Raw genomic sequence first — 18,620 nt, 5'->3', positions numbered from 1 at the left:
GCGTTGTTCGGCTCCTGCTCGAACTTCACCAGCTGGTTGTCCACGGTGTCCAGGCTCTCGCTGGTCTCCGTCAGAAACTCCCGCAACAGATCATCCATGCGATACGCCTTACTAACCTCGACTCGCGGCCGAAACTCGGCCCTTGATCTCGTCGGCCGTGGCGGCCGTTCGCGACCGGCTGCTTTGCCAAGCGGAGGGCATCGCGCGCGCGTCACCCGCGCGTCCTTCGAAACCGACGGACGCCCTCGCCTAAATCGTTAGACATCCCATTTCACGGCCACGTTAATTCAGCCTCCGTGCTAATACGGAGATTGAAGACAAGTTGTTTGCCATTTGGTTGCCGGGGCTGACGCGTTTCGGCAAAACCGGACCGCCATTGCCGGTGCGATGACGCCTTGAGTAAACGCGCCGCCAACGACGGTGTGAGGCCTCCGGAAAAGCTGCGGCCGTGGAAGGCGATGCCCGCATGGCGCACGAGCGGACTGGCTCCGCTGGCATCCGGCGTCCGTCATTGGCGACGACATCGGACCCGGCGCAGGCGGCGCGCACCATCTTCAGGCGAGGTAAACGAAACCTTACCGCAAGCCTGCCGCCGTGGGCCTTTCCGAAGGACAGTTGATCGAGGTGGCGATGCTGGGAGCCATGCGGGTGAATAGCCCCGACGCAATCATGGCGCACCCTGCTGCGCACGCTGCGGCATGAGCAACTGTCGGGAGCCGGACATAGGCCCAATTGCCAATATATTTCAACGAGAACATGATGGACTTTACTCGCCCAAAGAGCGATTTCGCGTCAAGCGGCTCGCCGGCTCGGAAGACTGGAGGCAGCTTTGGAACCAATGGTGCGCCCAGCCAACGGTTTCTTGTCCGCGCTGTCGGCAGACGATTATGAACTGATCCGCCCGCATCTGCGCGCGGTCGATCTGCCCCACGACGCGGTGCTGGTGGAGGCCGGCGACACACTCAGGCGCGCCTATTTTCCCCACCGTGGCGTCATCTCGCTGGTGGTCAAGCTCGCCAAGGGAGAGCATGTGCAGGTGGCCATGATCGGCCGCGACAGCCTGCTCGGGACGCTCTCGATCATGGGCGATGCATGCGCGTTGAACACGGCAGTCGTACTGGTCGCAGGCGTTGCATCCGCGATGGACCTCGACCGGTTGCGCGTCGCCGCCGATCAGAGCGCCGCCCTGCGGACGTTGCTCACGCGCCACGGGCTGGCAGTCTACGCGCAGGTTCAGCAGACCGCGGGCTGCAATGCCGGCCATCCCGTAGAGGCGCGGCTAGCGCGCTGCCTGTTGCACACCCACGACCTGTCCGGCGACTACCGCCTGCAGCTGACCCAGGAGGCGATGGCGCAAATGATCGGGGCGCGGCGCAACAGCGTGTCGCTGGTTGCCAATACGTTGCAACAGGCCAATTTCATCCATTACAGCCGCGGACACATCCAGATCCTCAACCTGGATGGGCTGCGCCAGACTGCGTGCGAATGCTACGCCACGGTGAAGGCGCAGTATGACAGGTTGCTCGGGCGCTGACGCGGCGCAGGCACATGGTAAATGAACTGCTAACGGCAACCTGCAAACTCCACGCGTCGCGCTACCGGAACCGAAATCGGAATGGCGTAGATCACCCGGACGCCTCGCGCCGAGGGCTCGCGATGCGCATCACGGCGGGCAATCGGGGACGGAGCCATGTTTGAAGCCACTTTCGCTACTGCGCTCGATGCCGAACCGCTGCGAGAACCAAATGCGTTCGATGCTCTCGTGCGCGAGATCGGCGAGGACGGCGCCGGCGAAGTCCGCGCCGTGTTCTGGAGCGAGACCTGCGCGCGACTGAAACTGTTTCGCACCTTGGGACTGGAGCAATACCGCGCCAGATTTGTGCGCGAAGCACATTCGCTCAAGAGCACGGCAAGCACGTTCGGCTATCTCCGGCTCGCGGCGCTGGCTCTGGCGCTGGAGAACACCGCAGAGACGCTCGGCGAGGCCGAATTTTACGATCTCCTGGCGCGGATGGATGCGGCCTATGCTGCCGCGCGACAGCAGGAGCCGGAGGACTGACGACCCCGCGCGGAATTCCGCCGTACTACTACGGTTTAGGATTTTCACAGATGGCTAATCATAGGTCGCGATAGTCGCGGGAAACCAGGAGGGTTTCCATGTTCACCTATGAGACTGCGGACCAGAAAGAAGTCCGTCGCTTCCGCATCGCTCAGTTCAACGGCCGGATGGCGACAGTGCAGGCGGGTGAGTTGACGGTGACGGGTTTCGTGCGTTCGGTGCTGGAGCAGGACTCGAGCATCCCCCCGCGCTGGATCATCACGATCATCCCGAGTGTGCCGAAGGAAGAGCCCAAGCAGCTGCGGCCGACCTCACGCGTGCGTCCGTTCTCCGAAGACTATTTCTGAGCGCGATCGGGTTCCAAGGCTTTTGCAAGTCTTGTCTCAAGTCTGCCTCAAGTCTTGGCCGTGCTGCCGCCCGGCGGCGCAAGACAAGGACCTCAATCGATCGAATGCATCAGCGCCGCGCGGACAAGGTCCGCGGTGTTGCGCGCGCCGAGCTTGCGCATCGCCTCGGCGCGATGGCTCTCGAACGTGCGCGGGCTGATCTGCATCCGCAGCGCACCCTGCTTGTTCGAATAACCCTCGCTGATCAGCCTCAGTACCTCGCGCTCGCGCTTGGTCAGCCGCTTCTGACCCAAGTTCGAGACTTCGGGGCCCTTGATGTGCGCCGGCTGCGGCGTGCGGCCGACCTTCGCTTCCACACTCCCAGTCAAGGACGACTGGGAGAAGTCGCCCTTGTGAGTTCCGGCAAGCTGCTTGACCAGGCCACAAACGCGCTCGGTTTGCGCCAGCGCATTCTCCACCACCCGCTGCAAATAGGCGCGGTCGCCAGAGACCGGGGCGAGCTGATCGCTGTGATGTTTGATCTCGCCCATGTAGAGCAGGAGCGCCGTCAGGGGACCGTTGAGCTCGCGGGCGATGGCGGCGGCCATCTCGTCGGCCGCCTTGGCGCGGGCAGCGTTGAGCCGGACGAAGTCGCGCTCTTCAGGCGGAGAAGCGCTGCTTTCGTACCAATCCGACGGCCGCGAATCAGCGGCCGTATCATTCTGTGACTCCATGTCACTCGTTTATCGGAACCCGGGGTCATCTGTGGTTAACTTTTTGCTCCGTAAGACTACGGTGATCTTGTCAGTTTTGTGCTAAAACGCCGGCATCGGCACAATTTATGCTTGCACAGCAAGCCGCCGCACTACGCCAGGGTTGATAATCCACCCGCATCGCCGGAAGACGGGCGAAGGTCGTCTTAACGATCACCGCAATGCCGGACGCCCGCCGCCCCCGGATTTTACGGATAAATTAACGGCGATTTGCTTCTCTAGTCGCAATTAAGAGCGCGCAAATGCCTCCTCGCATTGGACCGGCAGGCCTGCGGGAATCGCTGCGGAAGATTGCGTGCCATGAACGAGGTCAATCAACTATCGGAATTCCTGCAGAAGCTGACGCCGCTATCGCGCAGCTGTCTGCTCAGCGAACTCGAGCGGCTCGAGCTGTGCGGCATCGACATGCCGGGCTCGTCCGAGGTCCAGGCCAAATTGCGAGCCGAGTTTCGAAAGGACGGGTCGAGCCAGGCGCGTGCCACCAGTCCCTCGCGCTATTTCTTTGCGCCGATCGAGCTGCTGCTGATCGACGGCGCACCCGAACACGCGAATGCGGGACGGATTTCGCGCAACACGCTCACCCCGATCTGGGAATGGATCTGCCGCGACCTGCTGCCGACCATGGCGCGCGACTACATCAAGGCGATCAACGATCAGGTCGCGGCCAACAATCCCAAGGAAGTGCTGAAGGTCGCATCGACCTTCCAGACCAAGGTGGTGAAGGTTCTCGAAAACATCCTGGCTTCGCCCGACGGCGCCGAGCAGGCGCGAAGCAAGCTCGCACAATACACGGCGTCGCGCACCGCCTTCGACGACGTGGCGAAGGTACTGCACGTGCTGCGCGCCGGCGATGCGCTGCGGAAGTTCAACGACAAGCTGCCCGAGAACATCGCGAAATTCGACGACGGCCAGGTCGCGCAGATCACCGCGCAACTCGACGCCTTCAAGAAATCCCACCCGCAGGCGCTGCCCTTTGCGCTGGCGCTGCTGGCGAGGCGGCTGAAGACATCGTGGCAATTGGTGCGCCTCGCCACCAAGCCAGCGGCCAGCAAGAGCGCCGCCGACGTCAGCGCCACGCCCTATGCTTGCGTCGTCCCGATGGTGCTGGACCGGCTCGACGACAAGCGCCTCGCGCTTCGCGTCGCACTTCGCAACAACCGCGTCCTCGTTGCGCGCGACCTCCTCGCCGAGATCTACGATACCGAATATGCGCTCAAGGTCCGCATCGACGGCCTCGACCAGTCCGAATGGGGCATCCGGCTCCAGCACCTGATGGACGCGATCGCGGCGCTGGTGTCCGCCGAGGTCAGCCGCTTCCCCTCCAATGTCGGCCACATTCTCGGCTCGCGCCGTCTGCGCAGTCACGACACGCTCGGCGGCAAGCTCAGCTATCTGGCCTGGAAGGGCCGCGACGCGATTGAGGATGGCGCAGCGGCGTTTCGCAAACTGATCGGGCAAAGCTGACGGTCGCCGGCGCTAGCGCGGCGGGCGGGGCAAGCTGAGGAAGCGGTCGAGAAACCGCCCCGACAGCACGAACCTGAACCACCACAATATCATACGTCGCGTCGTCATTGCCGCGATCCTCGCCAGCCCCCGGCTGCACCGACACTATTAGTGCAGGTGCAGCAATGCCGATGTGAGGTGCTTCACATTTCGCTTCGGCGGGGCCGGGCCGGGACCCGGGGGTGGATGGAACCGCCGTGCCGGTTTGGAAGTTTTTTCGTCAAAACAACTTCATCAACAGCCGGGGCGCAGCAGGATCAAAAGGCTCCGTCATGTCCCTGTCCCAGGTCGACCCCGTTTCGCTGCCAGACAGCGAGCATCAGTTGCAACTGCGCCGCGCCGTGATTGCCTCCACCATCGGCACGGCGATCGAGTGGTACGATTTCTTTCTTTATTCGACCGTCACTGGCCTCGTTTTCGCAAAGCTCTTTTTTCCGCATTCCGACCCTCGGGTCGGCACGCTGGAAGCGTTTGCGATCTATGCCGTCGGCTTTGTTGCGCGCCCGGTAGGCGCCGCCATTTTCGGCCACTATGGCGACCGCATCGGGCGCAAATCGACGTTGATAGCCACGCTGCTTCTGATGGGCTTCGCGACTTTCGCGGTGGCGCTGGTCCCAACCTATGAAAGCATCGGCATCTGGGGCGCGGTGATCCTCACGGTGCTGCGCTTCACTCAAGGCGTCGGCGTTGGCGGCGAATGGGGCGGCTCGGTGCTGATGTCGATGGAATGGGCCCGCAACGATCATTCGCGCGGGCTGATCGCCTCATGGCCGCAATTCGGCGTGCCCTGCGGTCTGTTTCTCGCAAATCTCGCGGTGCTGGCCTTCAGCCAGATGTCCGGCGAACAGTTCCTGTCATGGGGCTGGCGCATCCCGTTCGCGCTAAGCCTCATTCTGGTCGGCGTCGGCCTTTACATCCGGCTCGGCATTCTGGAGACGCCGGTGTTCGCCCGGCTGATCGCGGAGCGCAAGGTCGAGCGTACGCCGATGCTCCAGGTGATGAAGGAGCATCCGAAGGAGATTCTGCTCTCGGCCTTTGCCCGCATGGCCGAGCAGGCGCCGTTCTACATCTTCACGGCGTTCATCTTTTCCTATGGCATCGGCACGCTGCACGTTTCGCGCGACTTCCTGCTCACCGCGGTGCTCTCGGCGTCCGTGCTGTCCTTCGTCTCGATCCCCGTGTTCGGCCATCTGTCCGACCGCATCGGACGCAAGAACATGTACTTGATCGGCGCCGTCGTGACCGGCGTGTTCGGCTTCATCTATTTCCGCATGCTCGACACCGGCTCGCACCCGATCATCTTCTTCGCCATCATCCTGTCACTGATCCCGCATGACATGATGTACGGACCGCAGGCCGCACTGATCGCGGAGAGCTTCACCGGGCGGCTTCGCTACAGCGGCGCTTCGCTCGGCTATCAGCTCGCCTCCGTGATTGCCGGCGGTCCGGCGCCCCTGATCGCGGCATGGCTGTTCGGCACTTTCCATTCGGCGACGGCAATAGCAGCCTATGTCGCGCTCTGCGCTGTGATCTCCGTGGTCGCGACCGCCGCGATGACCGATTATACCGGCAAGAACATTTCGGGCGAATACAGAACGGACTGATACGGCAACAAAGAAGAGATAAGTCTCGCCATCCTTTGAGGGCCTCCGCTGCGCTCAGGCACATCAGGGGTGACGATGGTCGATTGGTACTTGCGGATCAAGAGCACCGGATGGACTGGTGAAAAAGGGAGTTCGCTTATGCGATCGGGCAGACGAATGTTGACGGTGTTTGCGCTGGTCGCGGTAGCGCTGACGCTGACGGCAGCGACGATGGCACAGACCGCGCCGCCACCGGGCGACGCCGCACCGACGGCGGACAATGCCGTTCTACTCACCGTGTTCTTCAAGCACGATCAGTCGCGACCGCTGAATGAGCTGAACGTGCAACTGGAGAAGCAGGGCTACTATAAATCCTTCCCGCCGCCCGGCGTGGAGGTCGTGAGCTGGTACGTGATGATGGGCATCGGTCAGGTGATCACGCTGCGCCTGCCGGCGTCGCGGCTGCGCGAGGTCAACCGCATCATCGAGGACACCGCCTGGGGTCCCTACCGCACTGAGTTCTATCCGACCTACGACTACAAAGCGGTCGGCATGGCCCAGCACGACAAGGCCACCGGCAAGTGATACCGGCGTTATTGAATTGGGCAAAACGCGCGCGGCTTCGTCCAATTGCAGGACATCGGCTGCGCTCATGCATGCCCCTCGTCCTGCCGGAAATTGTAAAGATTGCCGCGCCGCTGCGCGCAAAACGCCGACAAGTGTGAAGCCTTCCTCAAGAATATCCGGACAATTTTACACATGATGGGGGCTTTAACGTTACCCGAATAATTCAACAATCGACTGACGCTCTCCATATTTGAAACCGTTCACGCCGGTAACACCAGCGTCACGGAACGGGAGTTGTGTGAGATGGACGATGGGATTGTTGAACTCGCTGCGCGAAGGACCGTCACCTTCGGACGGCGAAAGGTGACGCCGCGCGCCTGCGTCGCCGACGGCAAGCGCCATCTGCGCGCGTTTCTCGCCGAGGTGCTCGAGGATCTCGGCTTCGTCACCACCGAATGCGGCAGTGCGGACGAGCTGCAGGCGGTGCTGACAAACGAACTGCCGGACCTGATCCTGCTCGGCATCGCTCCGGACGGCATCGAGCCGGGAAGGTTTCTGGAGACGCTGGTGCGCGAAGCTTTTGACGGCAAAGTTCTGGCGGTCGGCGCCCGCGAGTCGATCATCGTCAAGGCTGTGCAGCAGGTCGGCGAGGAATATGGGCTTGCGATGCTGCCGCCGCTCACCACGCCCTTCGCAGCTGAGACACTGCGCGAGCGTGTCACGATGCTGCTGCCGGAGGAGCCGGCGCCGAGCCCGGCCGTGCATGTCGGCGAGGCCCTGCATGCGGGCTGGCTCGAGCTCTGGTATCAGTCCAAGATCGATGCGCGCACGCTGGTCCGCTGCGGCGCGGAGGCGCTGGTGCGGATGCGGCATCCGACCTGGGGCGTGGTGCCGCCCGCCTATTTCATTCCCGAGCCGCACGACCCGCACTTCCGCGACCTGTCGGAGTTCGTGATCGAGCGCGCCATGCAGGACTGGCACTACCTGCTGGAGCGGCAGAGCCCGGTCGATCTCTCGATCAACCTTCCCGCGCCTTACCTGAAGCAGCCGCAGGCCGTGCGCGAGCTCTGCCGCCGCGTGCCGACGCATCCGGCTTTCGGCGGACTGACGATCGAGATCGCCAGCGAGGAGGCGATCCGCGACATCGAATTTCTCACCGAGGCCGCACGCGAAATGCGCTTCCACAATATCGGCCTGTCGATCGACAATCTCGGCGCCAACTGGCCGGAGCTGATGGGTCTGGACAAAATTCCGTTTATGAAGCTGAAGGCTGACCGGCAATTCGTCACCGGCTGCGGCGATGACCGCCTCAAGCGAACGGTGTGCCGCCACATCGTCGAGCTCGCCCAGAGCTACGGCGTGCTCACCATTGCCGAGGGCGTCGAGAGCCGCGCCGACCTCGTGTCGGCGAACGAGCTCGGCTTCGACCTCGTGCAGGGCTTTCTGTTCGGCAAGCCGATGCCGCTGAAGAAATTTGCGAGGAGCACGCTGACGCGGACGGTGATCGAGTGATGTCGTTCGCGGGCCGTAAATTACGCTGTTGCCGCGCGCACATCCGTCGTCGACCGCATGAAGCTCGCCTCCCCACCCGGGCTGCGTGCCTCGGCCTGCTCGGCGTGGAGCGCGAAACCGCTCGCGCCGGAATCCTCAAGCCCCGCGCGGAGCTGCATGCTCGGAATCAGGTAATCGCCGCTATTTTGGCGTCGATAAGGAATGGGCGGGGTCGTCGCAAGCGTTCTCATCCTCCCGCGCAAACGTTCCGCAATCGCCTGAAAACCGGCTTTGTCGAGTTTGTCGGCCTTATAGACTACGAACGGCGGAAGGACGTCATATCCGGGATAATAGAGAATGCCGTGATTGATCGGGAACAGCAGGTCGTCGATCGGCCCGTTGACTCCGCGGGCCGAATAATGCTCCTGCCAGCCGCCGGCCGTCACGATCAGCATCGCGCGTTTGCCGGCTAGCGTGCCCTCGCCGTAACGGTCGCCCCACCGCTTGTCGCTGTGCTCGCCGACACCATACGCGAAACCGTAGGCGAACACGCGGTCGACCCAGCCCTTGAGGATCGCCGGCATGCTGAACCACCACAACGGGAATTGCAGGATCAGGACGTCCGCCCACAGCAGCTTCTCGATCTCAGCCTTGACGTCATCGGTCAGTGTGCCGGACTCGAACGCCTGCTTGGAGGCAGCGGCGGGCGCAAGCCGCGCCTCCGTCGGCAGCGACGGGAAGTCGGCGCGATCGACGTCCGATTTCCAACTCTGCGCGTAAAGGTCTGACACCCGCACCTCGTGGCCCTGGGCCTCGAGCTCTCTAACGGCAACAACGCGGAGCGAGGCGTTGAGGGAGCGCGGTTCGGGATGAGCAGAGACGATCAACACTTTCATATCAGCACCATGGGTTTGATGATTTCCCCGGACCAGGTAGCGCGCCCCATCGCAATTCGGTAGATGTGGACAATGGATAGGATCGTGCCGGAAAATGGATAAATCGAACGTGACGCTCGAACGCATGCGCAGCTTCGTGCGGGTCGCCGAGCGGGGCAGCCTGTCCGCAATTGCACGTGAGCTTGGTCTCGGCCAATCGACGGTGACGCGGCACATTCGGGAGTTGGAGCAAGCCGTCGGCGTGCCGCTGCTCACGCGGACCACGCGCAGTGTGAGAATGACGGAGGAGGGGCGCCGCTTCTACGCCGACTGCGTACAGATCCTGCGCCTAGTCGAGCAGGCGGGCGACGAGGCGCGCAGCACGCGCGGCGGGCCCGCCGGAACTGTACGCGTCTCCTGCACCGCGGCCTTTGGCGTGCTCCACGTCAGCCGTTTCATCTTCGCCTTTCAGGACCGTTATCCGGACGTCGCGGTGGATCTCAGCCTGACGGACGAGCGGATCGACCTTGTGCGGGAAGGTGTCGATGTTGCCCTGCGTCTGGGACCGCTTACCGACAGCTCGATGAAGCTCAAGCGGTTTGGTCAGTCGCGGCGGGTGCTTGTGGCCGCACCGGACTATCTGGCCTCGCGCGGCAGGCCCACGCGCCCGCAGGACCTCGCCAGTCACGAGGGTGTCAGGATGTCCAACATCGCCGGCAGCGACGTGCTCGTGCTGCACGGGCGCCGCGGCGGTCGCCATGTAGTCCCGTTCGCCGGGCGATTGCGCGTGGATCACGGGCTTGCCGCACGTGAGGCGCTCGGGGCCGGTCGCGGTATTGCGCCTGCCCATCTTTGGCTCGTCGGGGACCTTCTTGCCGCCGGCAGACTCGAGCTCGTGCTTCCAGACTACGCGCCGCCTTCCGTTCCGCTCAACATGCTGATTGTGCCGGAGCGGTCCGGCATCGCGCGGGTGCGGCTGCTGGTCGATTTTCTCGCCAAGGAGATCGCGCGGCTGCCGGGAATTGAAAACCCGCAGCCGGGCAGGAGGTAAGGCCCCATCAATTCGTCCTCAAGCAAACCGCCGCGCGACGACGACGCAGACCACCACAAGCGCGGTCGCAGCGATCATGCTCCATGCGACCGGCTCGTGCAGAAGCAAGCCGGCGAGCGCCAGACCGAAGAACGGCTGCAGCTGTTGCAACTGACCTACGCGCGCGATGCCGCCGGTCGCGAGCCCGCGGTACCAGAAGATGAAGCCGACAAACATGCTGAAGATCGAGACGTAGGCGAGCCCGATCCAGGCAGGGACGCTGACGCCGGCCCATGTCGAGGGCCAGGTCCAAACCGCGACCGGCACCATCAACGGCAGTGCCAGCAACAGCGCCCAGGAGATCACCTGCCAGCCGCCGAGGCGACGCGACAGCGCGGCACCTTCGGCATAGCCGAGTCCGCACAGCACGATCGCGGCCACCATCAGCAGGTCACCGGTGACTGACGCGGTGCCGTCGTTGGTCAGCGCGAAACCGGCCACCGTGGCGCTGCCGAGAACCGCGAACAGCCAGAACAGCGGCTGCGGCCGCTCGCCCCCACGCAACACCCCGAACACCGCGGTCGACAGCGGCAGCAGGCCGATGAAGACGATCGAATGCGCAGAGGTGATGTGCTGGAGGGCGAGCGCCGTCAGCAGGGGAAAGCCGATGACGACCCCGAGCGAGACGATGGCAAGCGACGCAAGATCGTTGCGCTCGGGCCGCGCCTGACGGAGCAGGCCGAGCACAGCCGCTCCTAGCAGCGCGGCGATGACGGCGCGGGCCGAGGTCAGGAATAGCGCGGAGAAGCCGCCCACCGCGACACGCGTTGCCGGCAGCGAAGCGCTGAAGATGATGACGCCCAAAAGGCCATTCGGGAGCCCGTTACTCCAACCACCGCCCGCGGATTGCATGTCGCCTCGCTATTTTCGGGCGGCGATCCTCGCCCCGAACCGGTAGCAAAACCAGCAACAATTCAGTACAATCTGGCAAAATTGTATTGGTATGGAAGGCAGTACAGCTTGGACGGCGAGGCGCGAATGAAGGGGCGGGGCGGAACGCGGACCATCGACGTGATCAGCGCGATCCGCGCCAAGATCGCGGGCCGCGCACTCGGTGCCGGCGACCGCCTGCCGTCGATCCGCAGCCTTGCGGCGAGCATGACCGTTTCACCCTCCACTGTGGTGGAAGCCTATGACCGCCTCGCCGCCGAAGGCCTGATCCGCGCCCGTCGCGGCGCGGGCTTCTATGTGTCGCCGACGGTCATGCCGCCGCTCGCGCTTGCGGAGGTCGAGCCGCGCCGCGACCGGGCGGTCGATCCATTCTGGGTGTCGCGGCAGTCGCTCGATGCCGACGACGCGGTGCCAAAGCCCGGCTGCGGCTGGCTGCCGCCGGACTGGATGCCGGAGGCGGCATTGCGCCGTGCCGTGCGCGCGCTCGCGCGCGCCGATGCGAGCTTGCTGACCGACTATGGCAGCACGCGGGGTGCGCCGGCGCTGCGCCGGCTGCTGCTCGCGCGCCTCACTGAAGACGCGATCGAGGCGTCGATCGACCAGCTCATGCTGACGGGCTCGGGCACGCAGGCAACCGATCTCGTTTGCCGCTTTCTGCTCCGCCCCGGCGATACGGTACTAGTCGACGATCCCTGCTATTTCAATTTTCGCGCGCTGCTGTGCGCGCATCAGGTGAAAATCCTCGGCGTGCCCTACACGCCGTCAGGCCCGGACGTCGCGCGCTTCGAAGCGATCCTCGCCAGCGAACGGCCGCGGCTCTACATCACCAATTCAGCGCTGCACAATCCGACTGGCGCGACGCTGTCGCTTCCGATCGCACACCGGCTGCTCACCGCGGCCGCGGCGCACGACTTGACCATCATCGAGGACGATATCTTCGGCGATTTCGAGCCGGAGCGCTCGCCGCGTCTTGCCGCGCTAGACGGTCTAGCCCGCGTGATCCGCATCGGCAGTTTCTCCAAGACGCTGTCGGCCTCGGTGCGCTGCGGCTATATCGCCGCGCGCGCCGACTGGATCGAGCACCTCATCGACCTCCAGGTCGCAACCAGTTTTGGTGGCCCCAGCCCGGTCGCGACCGCAATCATCGCAGGCGTCCTGGCCGGCGGCAGCTATCGCAAGCACATGGACGAGCTCAGGCATAGGCTTACGCGGGCGCGGCGCGAGGTCGCGCGCAAGCTACAAGGCCTGGGACTCGAGCCCTGGCTGATGCCGCGCGGCGGCTTCTTTCTCTGGTGCCGTCTTCCCGATGGGCAGGATGCCACGCAGGTTGCGCGCGCCGCTTTGCGTGAGGATGTCGTGCTGGCGCCGGGCAACGTGTTCAGCGTGTCGGAGACGGCAACGAGCTTCCTGCGCTTCAACGTGGCGCAATCGAACGATCCGCGGATGTGGGACGTGATGCGGCGGGCGTTGAAGGCGCGGGCCGAATGATCCGCCGCTAATACCAGGGCTCCTCATAGACCGGCTGGCCGTCGAGCAGCAGCCGCTTGATGGCGGCGCGCCCGGACGGCAGCACGGAAGCGACCACGCGCAGCTTTTGCTGGTTGCGAGCCTGCTCCAGCTTCTTGCCCTCGCCTTCGGGCACAAAATAGCTTTCCAGGCCGTAGCGGATCGTCAGCTTGTCGCAGAAGGCGCGCCCGGCCGAGCCACAGGACGTACCGTAGGCGAGGTGGCCGCGGATCAGCACTTCGGGAGCCGTCACCGGCACGGGTTCGGCATGCACCGAGACCGCCTCGTACAGACCGTTGGCATTGGGCGCGAGCTTGACGAACATGACGGGATTGCGTTCGGCGGCCGGCTGGCCGGCGAGCGCGCCTGCCGGCAATTGCGAGATGTCGTAGCGGAGCACGACATAGTCGCCGCGCAGGAGATCGCGGGGATCGACCGGCTGCGTCTGCAAGGTCACCTCAAGGCCGCCGCGCAGGATCTGCGTGCGGTCGGCAACCATCAGGATCAACAGCGCGCATTGAACCAGGATGGCGACACCGAACAGCACGGCTTTCGGGATGCGCTGCCAGAGCGCGATAAGGGGGCCGGCGGCCTTGATCATTTGTCGGCCCTCGGCAGCGCGCGATTGAGCGCGGTCGCAACTGCAACAGTGACAACGCCGGCTGCGGCAAGGAAGGCCGAGCGGCGCAGCAGCGAGCCATTCAACGCCCAGGTGATGCCCGCGATGACACCGGCGATGCCGAGCCAGCCGGCGACGACTCGCGGACGCACCTCGTCAAGCATGCCGGAGACGACAAGGCACAGCATCGCGCCAAGCAGGGCCGCGTAAGCAAGCCAGGGCTCGCCCGACGAAGACGCCGGCCAGATCGGCGCCGCGACCAGGACGAGCCCGATCGCACATCCTGCAACGCCTTCACCGACCCGGTTAGTGATCTTGGCGGACACAAACGCGAGGATCGCACCCATAACCCCGCACGGGATCGCCCAAAGCGGCTGGGTTGGAGCAGAGCCGGCCCGAATGCGGATGATGTCGTCGACCGTTATCACCTCCAGGCCGGCGACAACGGCCAGCGCGAACGCGCCGTAGATCGACAGCACGGTCCCCAGGCGGAGCGCTCTCTGCAAGGGCGCTGCGGCGATCGCGAGCCCGCCGCCGAACAGCAAGGCCGCGCCGTTCGCAAGCACGAAGGCTGGCTGAACACCGCCGGATTCGAAACGAAGCGACGAGGCGATCCACCACGGCAACACCGCGAGCGCGACGAGGTGAGCGGCCACGCGCGAATTCCACGCGAACGCGAGAGCGGCGGCGACGAGCCAGACTGCCGCGAACGGCAGGTGCAAGACATCCGGCGCGTCGTAGCTGCGCATGCAGGTCCAGATGCAGGCCGCCACGAGCCCCACCGCGAGCGCGCCGCGCGAGCCGATCAACAGCGCTGTAGCGAGCGCGCCGATCGACCACAGCAGCATGCCGCCGGCAAAGTCCTCGCCCAGATGGTACATCTGGCCGACCAGCGCGATGCCTGCGCCGAAGATGATCGCACCGATGCTCGCACAGAGATCGGCGAGAACGGTGCGGCCCGTAGCCGCGAACCACGCTCCGAGGCCGCCGGCAACGACCATGCCGGCAATCAGCATCGCCAGCCGCAGCAGCCGCGCGATCTCGGTCCAGTGCGCCGCGACGAAGGCGAGGAAGGCGGCCGCGATCAAGAGGCCACCGACGATCGCGACGACCACCGCGATGTTGATGCCGGGCGAGAGCGGCGGCAGCGCATTGCGGATACCCGCTGCGGCCGCCGGCGCGATCACGCCATCGGCTTCCCATTGCGCAAGATCAGCTTCGAGGCGCTGCCGGTAGGTCTTGTCGAACATCGTCGTGGGTCACCTGTCTCCCGGCCGGCCGGCGGGATGTTGTTGGTCGGACCGCGACGGTAGCAGGTTCAACCTGTCACCGCTCTGCGGGGCCCTTCCGCGACCGGACAACAAAAAGATGGAAAACAACCCCATGCACAGTAGGCGGCGGCTGCAAGATCAATGACTTACACGGGCCGGAGTCGTCTGACTCGTCCGGCAAAATTCCGAGAGCGACGCACGCCGGATGACGTCGCGCGTCATTTGACCCGTCGGGCAAAACAGGGGCATGATGCCATCATTGCAAAGCGCCTGATCGGCACGCACGCTGTTGAGCTCATCGAGCGGACGCTGGTGGGCGCCGCTTCCAGCTCGTGTATGACACGCTACCTAGTTCAGGCGCGCTCATGGTCGGGCGCGCCGCACAATTTTTGTGCACTGTCACCGTAACTCATAATTTGTGCACCCGTCGCCGTAATTCCCGAGTATTTCGGTCATCGGTATTCAATCGATTCGCTGCGAACAGATCGGAGATTTGCCGGAGCACCACGTCTGGAAAATCATGTCTTTCTCACAATTCAAGATCCACTTCGTCATGAGGGATTGACCAAGTCGATGAGCGTGACGCTCTTAGCGCCACGCGTATGTGCAACGTAGACATCCTTGAGCGTGCCCCAGCCGTCTTGCCAGTCCGGCGCCCTCAAGACGATCGCGTGGTCGAACTCAAGGCCTTTGACCAGGAGCGTGCTGCCGATGCAGCGATAAGCGTTGCTTCGGCTATGATATTCCGGCGTGCGATCTCGTCCGCGTAGAGGGTCTTGAGGTTGGCACCGGCCTCAAGAAGCGCTTCAAGAATGCACTGAAGGGCACTCACGGACTCTTTGAGCTTGCAGGGAACGCCCGGATTGTTTCCGACGTACTCCAGCAGATCGAACAGCAGGCGTGGCGTTACGCCCTCTCCGTGCTTTTGGCAAAGGGCTCGCCGATCCGCGCGCAGGACGCGCTGGCGCTTGTTGCTGAGAATGTTCTGAAAGAATTGCTTATCGTCGGGGCCGAGCGCGCCGAACACGCGTTTGAAAAAGGCCATAACCGCCTTGGGTGCATTGGCTGCCTCGCCGTCGCAGACGGCACGCACAAGATCTTGAAGGACGCTGAGATCATTTGGTTCCAGCACGCGGAATTGGTGGTTCACCAACGAGGTTTCGACGCCGGCCGGAAGTGGACGCGCCTTGTGGCCGATGACGCACATGCGGCCTTTCTTCTCACGAACGATGCCGATGAGCTTCTTGCTGAGATCACCATAGGTCATAGACCGACGCTCGACGGGCGAATTGCGATAGGACGGCTCGCGATTGGCCCGGAAGTCATCGTGTGAATTCAGAAGCCAATGGCCGAGCTTTTCGTTGCCTGCCTTTATCCAGCGATAGGGCGTTTCAAGTGCGCCGAGATTGGTGCCGAATTCGGCTCGAACGTCGGACCAACCAATCAGCTTTTCGTCACGAAAGCCGAAAATGCCCTGAAGGTCATCACCGAGCACGCGGCACGGCAGCAATCGCTTGAGCTCGACGATGACTGAATGCATCTGGGCAGTACAGTCCTGATACTCGTCGACGATAACGCCGCTGTACGAATTCAGGATGCCCTGCTTGACAAAGTCCTTGTGCAACAGGCTGCACATCCCCGAATAGACATCGGCCCACTCGGCGATATCCACCGGGCCGCGATAGGCGGCGTTGCTCGGATACATTCTGACCCAACCCCAGGACCACCCGGCGATGGTATCGACGTGGTACTTGGCGGGTGCAGTGCAGTGCGTGTGGAAACGCTGCCGCAACGCATCCACGCCGGCATGTGTGTGGGTCAAGACGAGCTGTCGGCCGTCGCAGAACGCACCGACGCTCTTGACGATAGCCTCGGTCTTTCCCCAGCCGGCTGGTGCTTCTACAAATCCCGACCGGGCGCGCGCCATCGCCTGATAGACAGCCTCACTCATCCGATTGAACCCAATTCCATAGCAACGCCAGTCGCGTTTTGAACACGCCGTCGTCGGGAAGCTTCGGAAGCGCAAATTCAAACGCCTTTCGCGCATACTCCAGGCGCTTGAACCATTTTTGCTGATGCGCCAAATTGCCAAGCACCTTTCTCAACACCCGCGTATCGGACCAACGTCGGGAATCGTTCGCGAGATTGAGCGCCGCGACCCGGGGCTCTCTGGTGATAGCATTGACCATCGACGCGAACTCCATGCTATCGTGATCTTTCGCGATGTTCGTCACCAGCGTGGGGACATGCTGCCACGGCAATTCGGCAAACAACTGATGTTCGGTCGCGTTGCCGGGTGACCCATTCAGTGACGTGGATGCCATCGCGTTTCAGTTTCTCGATATCTTCACGGCTGAGCCGAGGGCCGCGAGCCGTTCCGCATTGGGCTTGATTTTGGAAGCGCCGTCGCAGTTGAAGTAGGCGATGGCGAGGCACCACACTGGCGCGTTGTTCCCATCAAAGCGGAACATGTCATAGGCACGCAGCAATCCGATTTCGGTCACCCCTCGCAAGCGACTATCCGATTGCCAAGGAATGACTCGGCATTGGAGCGTAGAGGGCCTTGAATGCCAGGCACCGTTCCGATGCTCTTGAGGGTCACGATCCCCGCGCTGTCGCGCTTGCAAACCCAAAGCTCATCTCTGGTCGCATCGAGCTCGCGGATCACGGCGGCGGAGTGCGTCGTGGCAAACACCTGTTGCTGCGAGCTCTTGAGCTTAAACAGCAAGCCGCGAATGCGATGTGGCTCCAGGCCGAGTTCGATCTCGTCGATGAGCGATGTTCCTGCCATTATGAAGCTTCATCTGCATCGCGGCACCCACGAGCCGTTTGGACCCGCTGCCTTTGTTGCGGAGGGGAACCTGGCCTTCGTGCAGGGAAATAATCCCAGCGCCGATGGATTGGCGCTGCACATCAATCCTCGGCGTAAGCTCCGCAAGGTTGACGCCCGTTTTGCGCGCCTCAGCACGTATCCCTTCAGCCACGACCGCGCACTGCGCGATGCTCGGGTGGCCGGAGATATCACTCTGGCGCATTTCCCGGGCCAATTCGGACACAACGCCGGGGAGTCCGTCCTTCGAACCCTCGCTGAGGCGGGTCAGAATCGTGTTTCGACCCCATGTGAAGTTGGCGTCAGAGAAGAAATCAAGGCGGCTGAGCCCGATGAATGCGCGGTCTGCAGCATAAATAGGCTTCCGCTCAACCTCATCTCCTTCGTCGCGCCCCTTCACGGCGAACCACTTGGGTTCGAGGCTCTTGTCGACCCGCAGGCTGATTGAAAACGCCGGCTCCGTATCAGGCTCGGGCTTGGGCCCATTCTGGTCCAAGCCGCACTTCGGGCGAATGTGCTTTCTTGAAAGAAGCTCTTGATGTCCGGCACCGCCGGGTCCCATTCGGCGAGCGTGACCTGAATGACGATGTCATCATCAACGACCTGATTGAAAAAATCAGCGTCATCGAACGCGAGCGCCGTGCGCGGCGATAAGGCAAAATCCAATGCCGTCAGAATCGTCGTCTTGCACGCATCACCAGAACCGATGATGCAGTTCAAGTCTCCGGAGACAGTCCAAGCGAGAGATTTGATGCCGCGGAAGTTGCGGATTTCGATATGTCTGATCCTCAAATCGTGCCCCAGCAAAGCGAACTACACACCGGTCGTGATCGGTCATAGCGCGCCCGGAGCGCGCACGCCGAAACTGGATATGCGATCGACGCGACCAGTGGAATCAGGTCGCCGATGCTACTTTACATGGCAATCTGGGGAGGCTGGTGAGGCTCACTCATGCTATCCCGGGGAATCGAAGTGCAAACCTTCGCGGCCGCGCTTGTTCGAAGTCTTACCGGCCTTTCCGGGTCCGGAGACGCCAGGCGGAGCGAGGAAGGAGCTTCCGCCGGCGCCGGATGATGACAGGCTCGACGATCGTGGGTCTCCACCGCGATTCTCCACCGTCTGGTAGGTCTAGGAGCGTGTCTGTTTAGTCGCGGTGTGGCCGCGACGATAACATGACGGCGCTCATCCGGCAGCCAGCGCGAGCTTTCGGAGGTTGTGGGCGGTGCAGATCATCGC

Annotated in this window: 19 protein-coding genes; 10 read left to right on the top strand and 9 right to left on the bottom strand. The window is 63.2% G+C overall.

Going from position 1 to position 18,620, the window contains the following annotated elements:
* Positions 1 to 838: 838 nt before the first annotated feature.
* The 3 genes from IVA82_RS33870 to IVA82_RS33860 all read left to right on the top strand — a co-directional run bounded on the left by IVA82_RS33870 (position 839) and on the right by IVA82_RS33860 (position 2,406).
* Entirely contained in the window at positions 839 to 1,534 is a 696-nt protein-coding gene (locus tag IVA82_RS33870) for a Crp/Fnr family transcriptional regulator (RefSeq protein WP_247387815.1), read from the top strand.
* A 156-nt stretch (positions 1,535 to 1,690) separates the two neighbouring features.
* Positions 1,691 to 2,059 (top strand): Hpt domain-containing protein, encoded by a 369-nt coding sequence (locus IVA82_RS33865; RefSeq protein ID WP_247387813.1) that lies wholly within the window; start codon positions 1,691 to 1,693, stop codon positions 2,057 to 2,059.
* 98 nt (positions 2,060 to 2,157) lie between these two features.
* Complete coding sequence (locus tag IVA82_RS33860; protein WP_247387812.1) at positions 2,158 to 2,406, top strand: hypothetical protein; 249 nt, start codon at positions 2,158 to 2,160, stop codon at positions 2,404 to 2,406.
* 92 nt (positions 2,407 to 2,498) lie between these two features.
* On the opposite strand, the gene IVA82_RS33855 is transcribed toward IVA82_RS33860, so the two are convergent.
* The gene (locus IVA82_RS33855; protein ID WP_247387811.1) at positions 2,499 to 3,119 is read right to left on the bottom strand and encodes a helix-turn-helix transcriptional regulator; all 621 of its coding nucleotides are present in this window, start codon (positions 3,117 to 3,119) and stop codon (positions 2,499 to 2,501) included.
* Between the two features lie 339 nt (positions 3,120 to 3,458).
* Between IVA82_RS33855 and IVA82_RS33850 the strand changes: the two genes are divergently transcribed.
* The 4 genes from IVA82_RS33850 to IVA82_RS33835 all read left to right on the top strand — a co-directional run bounded on the left by IVA82_RS33850 (position 3,459) and on the right by IVA82_RS33835 (position 8,323).
* A complete protein-coding gene (locus tag IVA82_RS33850; RefSeq protein ID WP_247387809.1) occupies positions 3,459 to 4,622 on the top strand; it encodes a hypothetical protein in 1,164 nt (387 codons plus the stop codon).
* Positions 4,623 to 4,933: 311 nt separating this feature from the next.
* Entirely contained in the window at positions 4,934 to 6,265 is a 1,332-nt protein-coding gene (locus tag IVA82_RS33845) for an MFS transporter (RefSeq protein ID WP_247387808.1), read from the top strand.
* A 138-nt stretch (positions 6,266 to 6,403) separates the two neighbouring features.
* Positions 6,404 to 6,829 carry a hypothetical protein gene (locus IVA82_RS33840; RefSeq protein ID WP_247387807.1) on the top strand — a complete coding sequence of 142 codons (426 nt, stop codon included), beginning with the start codon at positions 6,404 to 6,406 and terminating at the stop codon, positions 6,827 to 6,829.
* A gap of 285 nt (positions 6,830 to 7,114) precedes the next feature.
* On the top strand, positions 7,115 to 8,323 hold the full coding sequence (locus IVA82_RS33835) for an EAL domain-containing response regulator (RefSeq protein ID WP_247387805.1): 1,209 nt from the start codon (positions 7,115 to 7,117) through the stop codon (positions 8,321 to 8,323).
* 20 nt (positions 8,324 to 8,343) lie between these two features.
* Here IVA82_RS33835 and IVA82_RS33830 read toward each other — a convergent pair whose 3' ends face one another.
* The gene (locus IVA82_RS33830) at positions 8,344 to 9,198 is read right to left on the bottom strand and encodes an NAD(P)H-dependent oxidoreductase (protein ID WP_247387804.1); all 855 of its coding nucleotides are present in this window, start codon (positions 9,196 to 9,198) and stop codon (positions 8,344 to 8,346) included.
* 94 nt (positions 9,199 to 9,292) lie between these two features.
* Here IVA82_RS33830 and IVA82_RS33825 point away from each other — a divergent pair, with 94 nt between their 5' ends.
* Positions 9,293 to 10,228, top strand: coding sequence for a LysR family transcriptional regulator (locus IVA82_RS33825; protein ID WP_247387803.1), 936 nt, complete (start codon positions 9,293 to 9,295; stop codon positions 10,226 to 10,228).
* Between the two features lie 18 nt (positions 10,229 to 10,246).
* Here IVA82_RS33825 and IVA82_RS33820 read toward each other — a convergent pair whose 3' ends face one another.
* Positions 10,247 to 11,119: a DMT family transporter gene (locus IVA82_RS33820; RefSeq protein ID WP_247387801.1), complete on the bottom strand. Its 873-nt coding sequence runs from the start codon at positions 11,117 to 11,119 to the stop codon at positions 10,247 to 10,249.
* A 126-nt stretch (positions 11,120 to 11,245) separates the two neighbouring features.
* Between IVA82_RS33820 and IVA82_RS33815 the strand changes: the two genes are divergently transcribed.
* Positions 11,246 to 12,646 carry a PLP-dependent aminotransferase family protein gene (locus IVA82_RS33815; RefSeq protein WP_247387800.1) on the top strand — a complete coding sequence of 467 codons (1,401 nt, stop codon included), beginning with the start codon at positions 11,246 to 11,248 and terminating at the stop codon, positions 12,644 to 12,646.
* 7 nt (positions 12,647 to 12,653) lie between these two features.
* On the opposite strand, the gene IVA82_RS33810 is transcribed toward IVA82_RS33815, so the two are convergent.
* The 6 genes from IVA82_RS33810 to IVA82_RS33785 form a co-directional block, all read right to left on the bottom strand.
* Positions 12,654 to 13,265, bottom strand: a complete 612-nt coding sequence (locus tag IVA82_RS33810) for a GDYXXLXY domain-containing protein (RefSeq protein ID WP_247387799.1) — start codon at positions 13,263 to 13,265, stop codon at positions 12,654 to 12,656.
* Complete coding sequence (locus tag IVA82_RS33805; RefSeq protein WP_247387798.1) at positions 13,262 to 14,533, bottom strand: DUF2157 domain-containing protein; 1,272 nt, start codon at positions 14,531 to 14,533, stop codon at positions 13,262 to 13,264. The genes IVA82_RS33810 and IVA82_RS33805 overlap by 4 nt, the downstream gene beginning before the upstream one ends.
* A gap of 679 nt (positions 14,534 to 15,212) precedes the next feature.
* Complete coding sequence (locus IVA82_RS33800) at positions 15,213 to 16,505, bottom strand: UvrD-helicase domain-containing protein (protein WP_247387796.1); 1,293 nt, start codon at positions 16,503 to 16,505, stop codon at positions 15,213 to 15,215.
* Positions 16,498 to 16,878, bottom strand: a complete 381-nt coding sequence (locus IVA82_RS33795; RefSeq protein WP_247387795.1) for a hypothetical protein — start codon at positions 16,876 to 16,878, stop codon at positions 16,498 to 16,500. The genes IVA82_RS33800 and IVA82_RS33795 overlap by 8 nt, the downstream gene beginning before the upstream one ends.
* 6 nt (positions 16,879 to 16,884) lie before the next feature.
* Complete coding sequence (locus tag IVA82_RS33790) at positions 16,885 to 17,058, bottom strand: hypothetical protein (RefSeq protein WP_247387794.1); 174 nt, start codon at positions 17,056 to 17,058, stop codon at positions 16,885 to 16,887.
* Between the two features lie 213 nt (positions 17,059 to 17,271).
* Entirely contained in the window at positions 17,272 to 17,880 is a 609-nt protein-coding gene (locus IVA82_RS33785; protein ID WP_247387793.1) for a hypothetical protein, read from the bottom strand.
* A gap of 26 nt (positions 17,881 to 17,906) precedes the next feature.
* Between IVA82_RS33785 and IVA82_RS48640 the strand changes: the two genes are divergently transcribed.
* Positions 17,907 to 18,038 carry a hypothetical protein gene (locus IVA82_RS48640; protein ID WP_256469757.1) on the top strand — a complete coding sequence of 44 codons (132 nt, stop codon included), beginning with the start codon at positions 17,907 to 17,909 and terminating at the stop codon, positions 18,036 to 18,038.
* Positions 18,039 to 18,620: the final 582 nt, after the last annotated feature.

This window comes from Bradyrhizobium sp. 142, assembly GCF_023074015.1.
Taxonomy (GTDB): Bacteria; Pseudomonadota; Alphaproteobacteria; order Rhizobiales; family Xanthobacteraceae; genus Bradyrhizobium.
This window is presented reverse-complemented; position numbering and strand designations above follow the sequence as displayed.

Bases quoted from the DNA above. Each gene is read 5' to 3' on its own strand.
- IVA82_RS33825 (WP_247387803.1), top strand. From the start codon at position 9,293: ATGGATAAATCGAACGTGACGCTCGAACGCATGCGCAGCTTCGTGCGG.
- IVA82_RS33835 (WP_247387805.1), top strand. From the start codon at position 7,115: ATGGACGATGGGATTGTTGAACTCGCTGCGCGAAGGACCGTCACCTTC.
- IVA82_RS33870 (WP_247387815.1), top strand. From the start codon at position 839: ATGGTGCGCCCAGCCAACGGTTTCTTGTCCGCGCTGTCGGCAGACGAT.
- IVA82_RS33850 (WP_247387809.1), top strand. From the start codon at position 3,459: ATGAACGAGGTCAATCAACTATCGGAATTCCTGCAGAAGCTGACGCCG.
- IVA82_RS33800 (WP_247387796.1), bottom strand. From the start codon at position 16,505: ATGAGTGAGGCTGTCTATCAGGCGATGGCGCGCGCCCGGTCGGGATTT.
- IVA82_RS33845 (WP_247387808.1), top strand. From the start codon at position 4,934: ATGTCCCTGTCCCAGGTCGACCCCGTTTCGCTGCCAGACAGCGAGCAT.
- IVA82_RS33810 (WP_247387799.1), bottom strand. From the start codon at position 13,265: ATGATCAAGGCCGCCGGCCCCCTTATCGCGCTCTGGCAGCGCATCCCG.
- IVA82_RS33860 (WP_247387812.1), top strand. From the start codon at position 2,158: ATGTTCACCTATGAGACTGCGGACCAGAAAGAAGTCCGTCGCTTCCGC.
- IVA82_RS33820 (WP_247387801.1), bottom strand. From the start codon at position 11,119: ATGCAATCCGCGGGCGGTGGTTGGAGTAACGGGCTCCCGAATGGCCTT.
- IVA82_RS33865 (WP_247387813.1), top strand. From the start codon at position 1,691: ATGTTTGAAGCCACTTTCGCTACTGCGCTCGATGCCGAACCGCTGCGA.
- IVA82_RS33855 (WP_247387811.1), bottom strand. From the start codon at position 3,119: ATGGAGTCACAGAATGATACGGCCGCTGATTCGCGGCCGTCGGATTGG.
- IVA82_RS33830 (WP_247387804.1), bottom strand. From the start codon at position 9,198: ATGAAAGTGTTGATCGTCTCTGCTCATCCCGAACCGCGCTCCCTCAAC.
- IVA82_RS33840 (WP_247387807.1), top strand. From the start codon at position 6,404: ATGCGATCGGGCAGACGAATGTTGACGGTGTTTGCGCTGGTCGCGGTA.
- IVA82_RS33795 (WP_247387795.1), bottom strand. From the start codon at position 16,878: ATGGCATCCACGTCACTGAATGGGTCACCCGGCAACGCGACCGAACAT.
- IVA82_RS33805 (WP_247387798.1), bottom strand. From the start codon at position 14,533: ATGTTCGACAAGACCTACCGGCAGCGCCTCGAAGCTGATCTTGCGCAA.
- IVA82_RS33815 (WP_247387800.1), top strand. From the start codon at position 11,246: ATGAAGGGGCGGGGCGGAACGCGGACCATCGACGTGATCAGCGCGATC.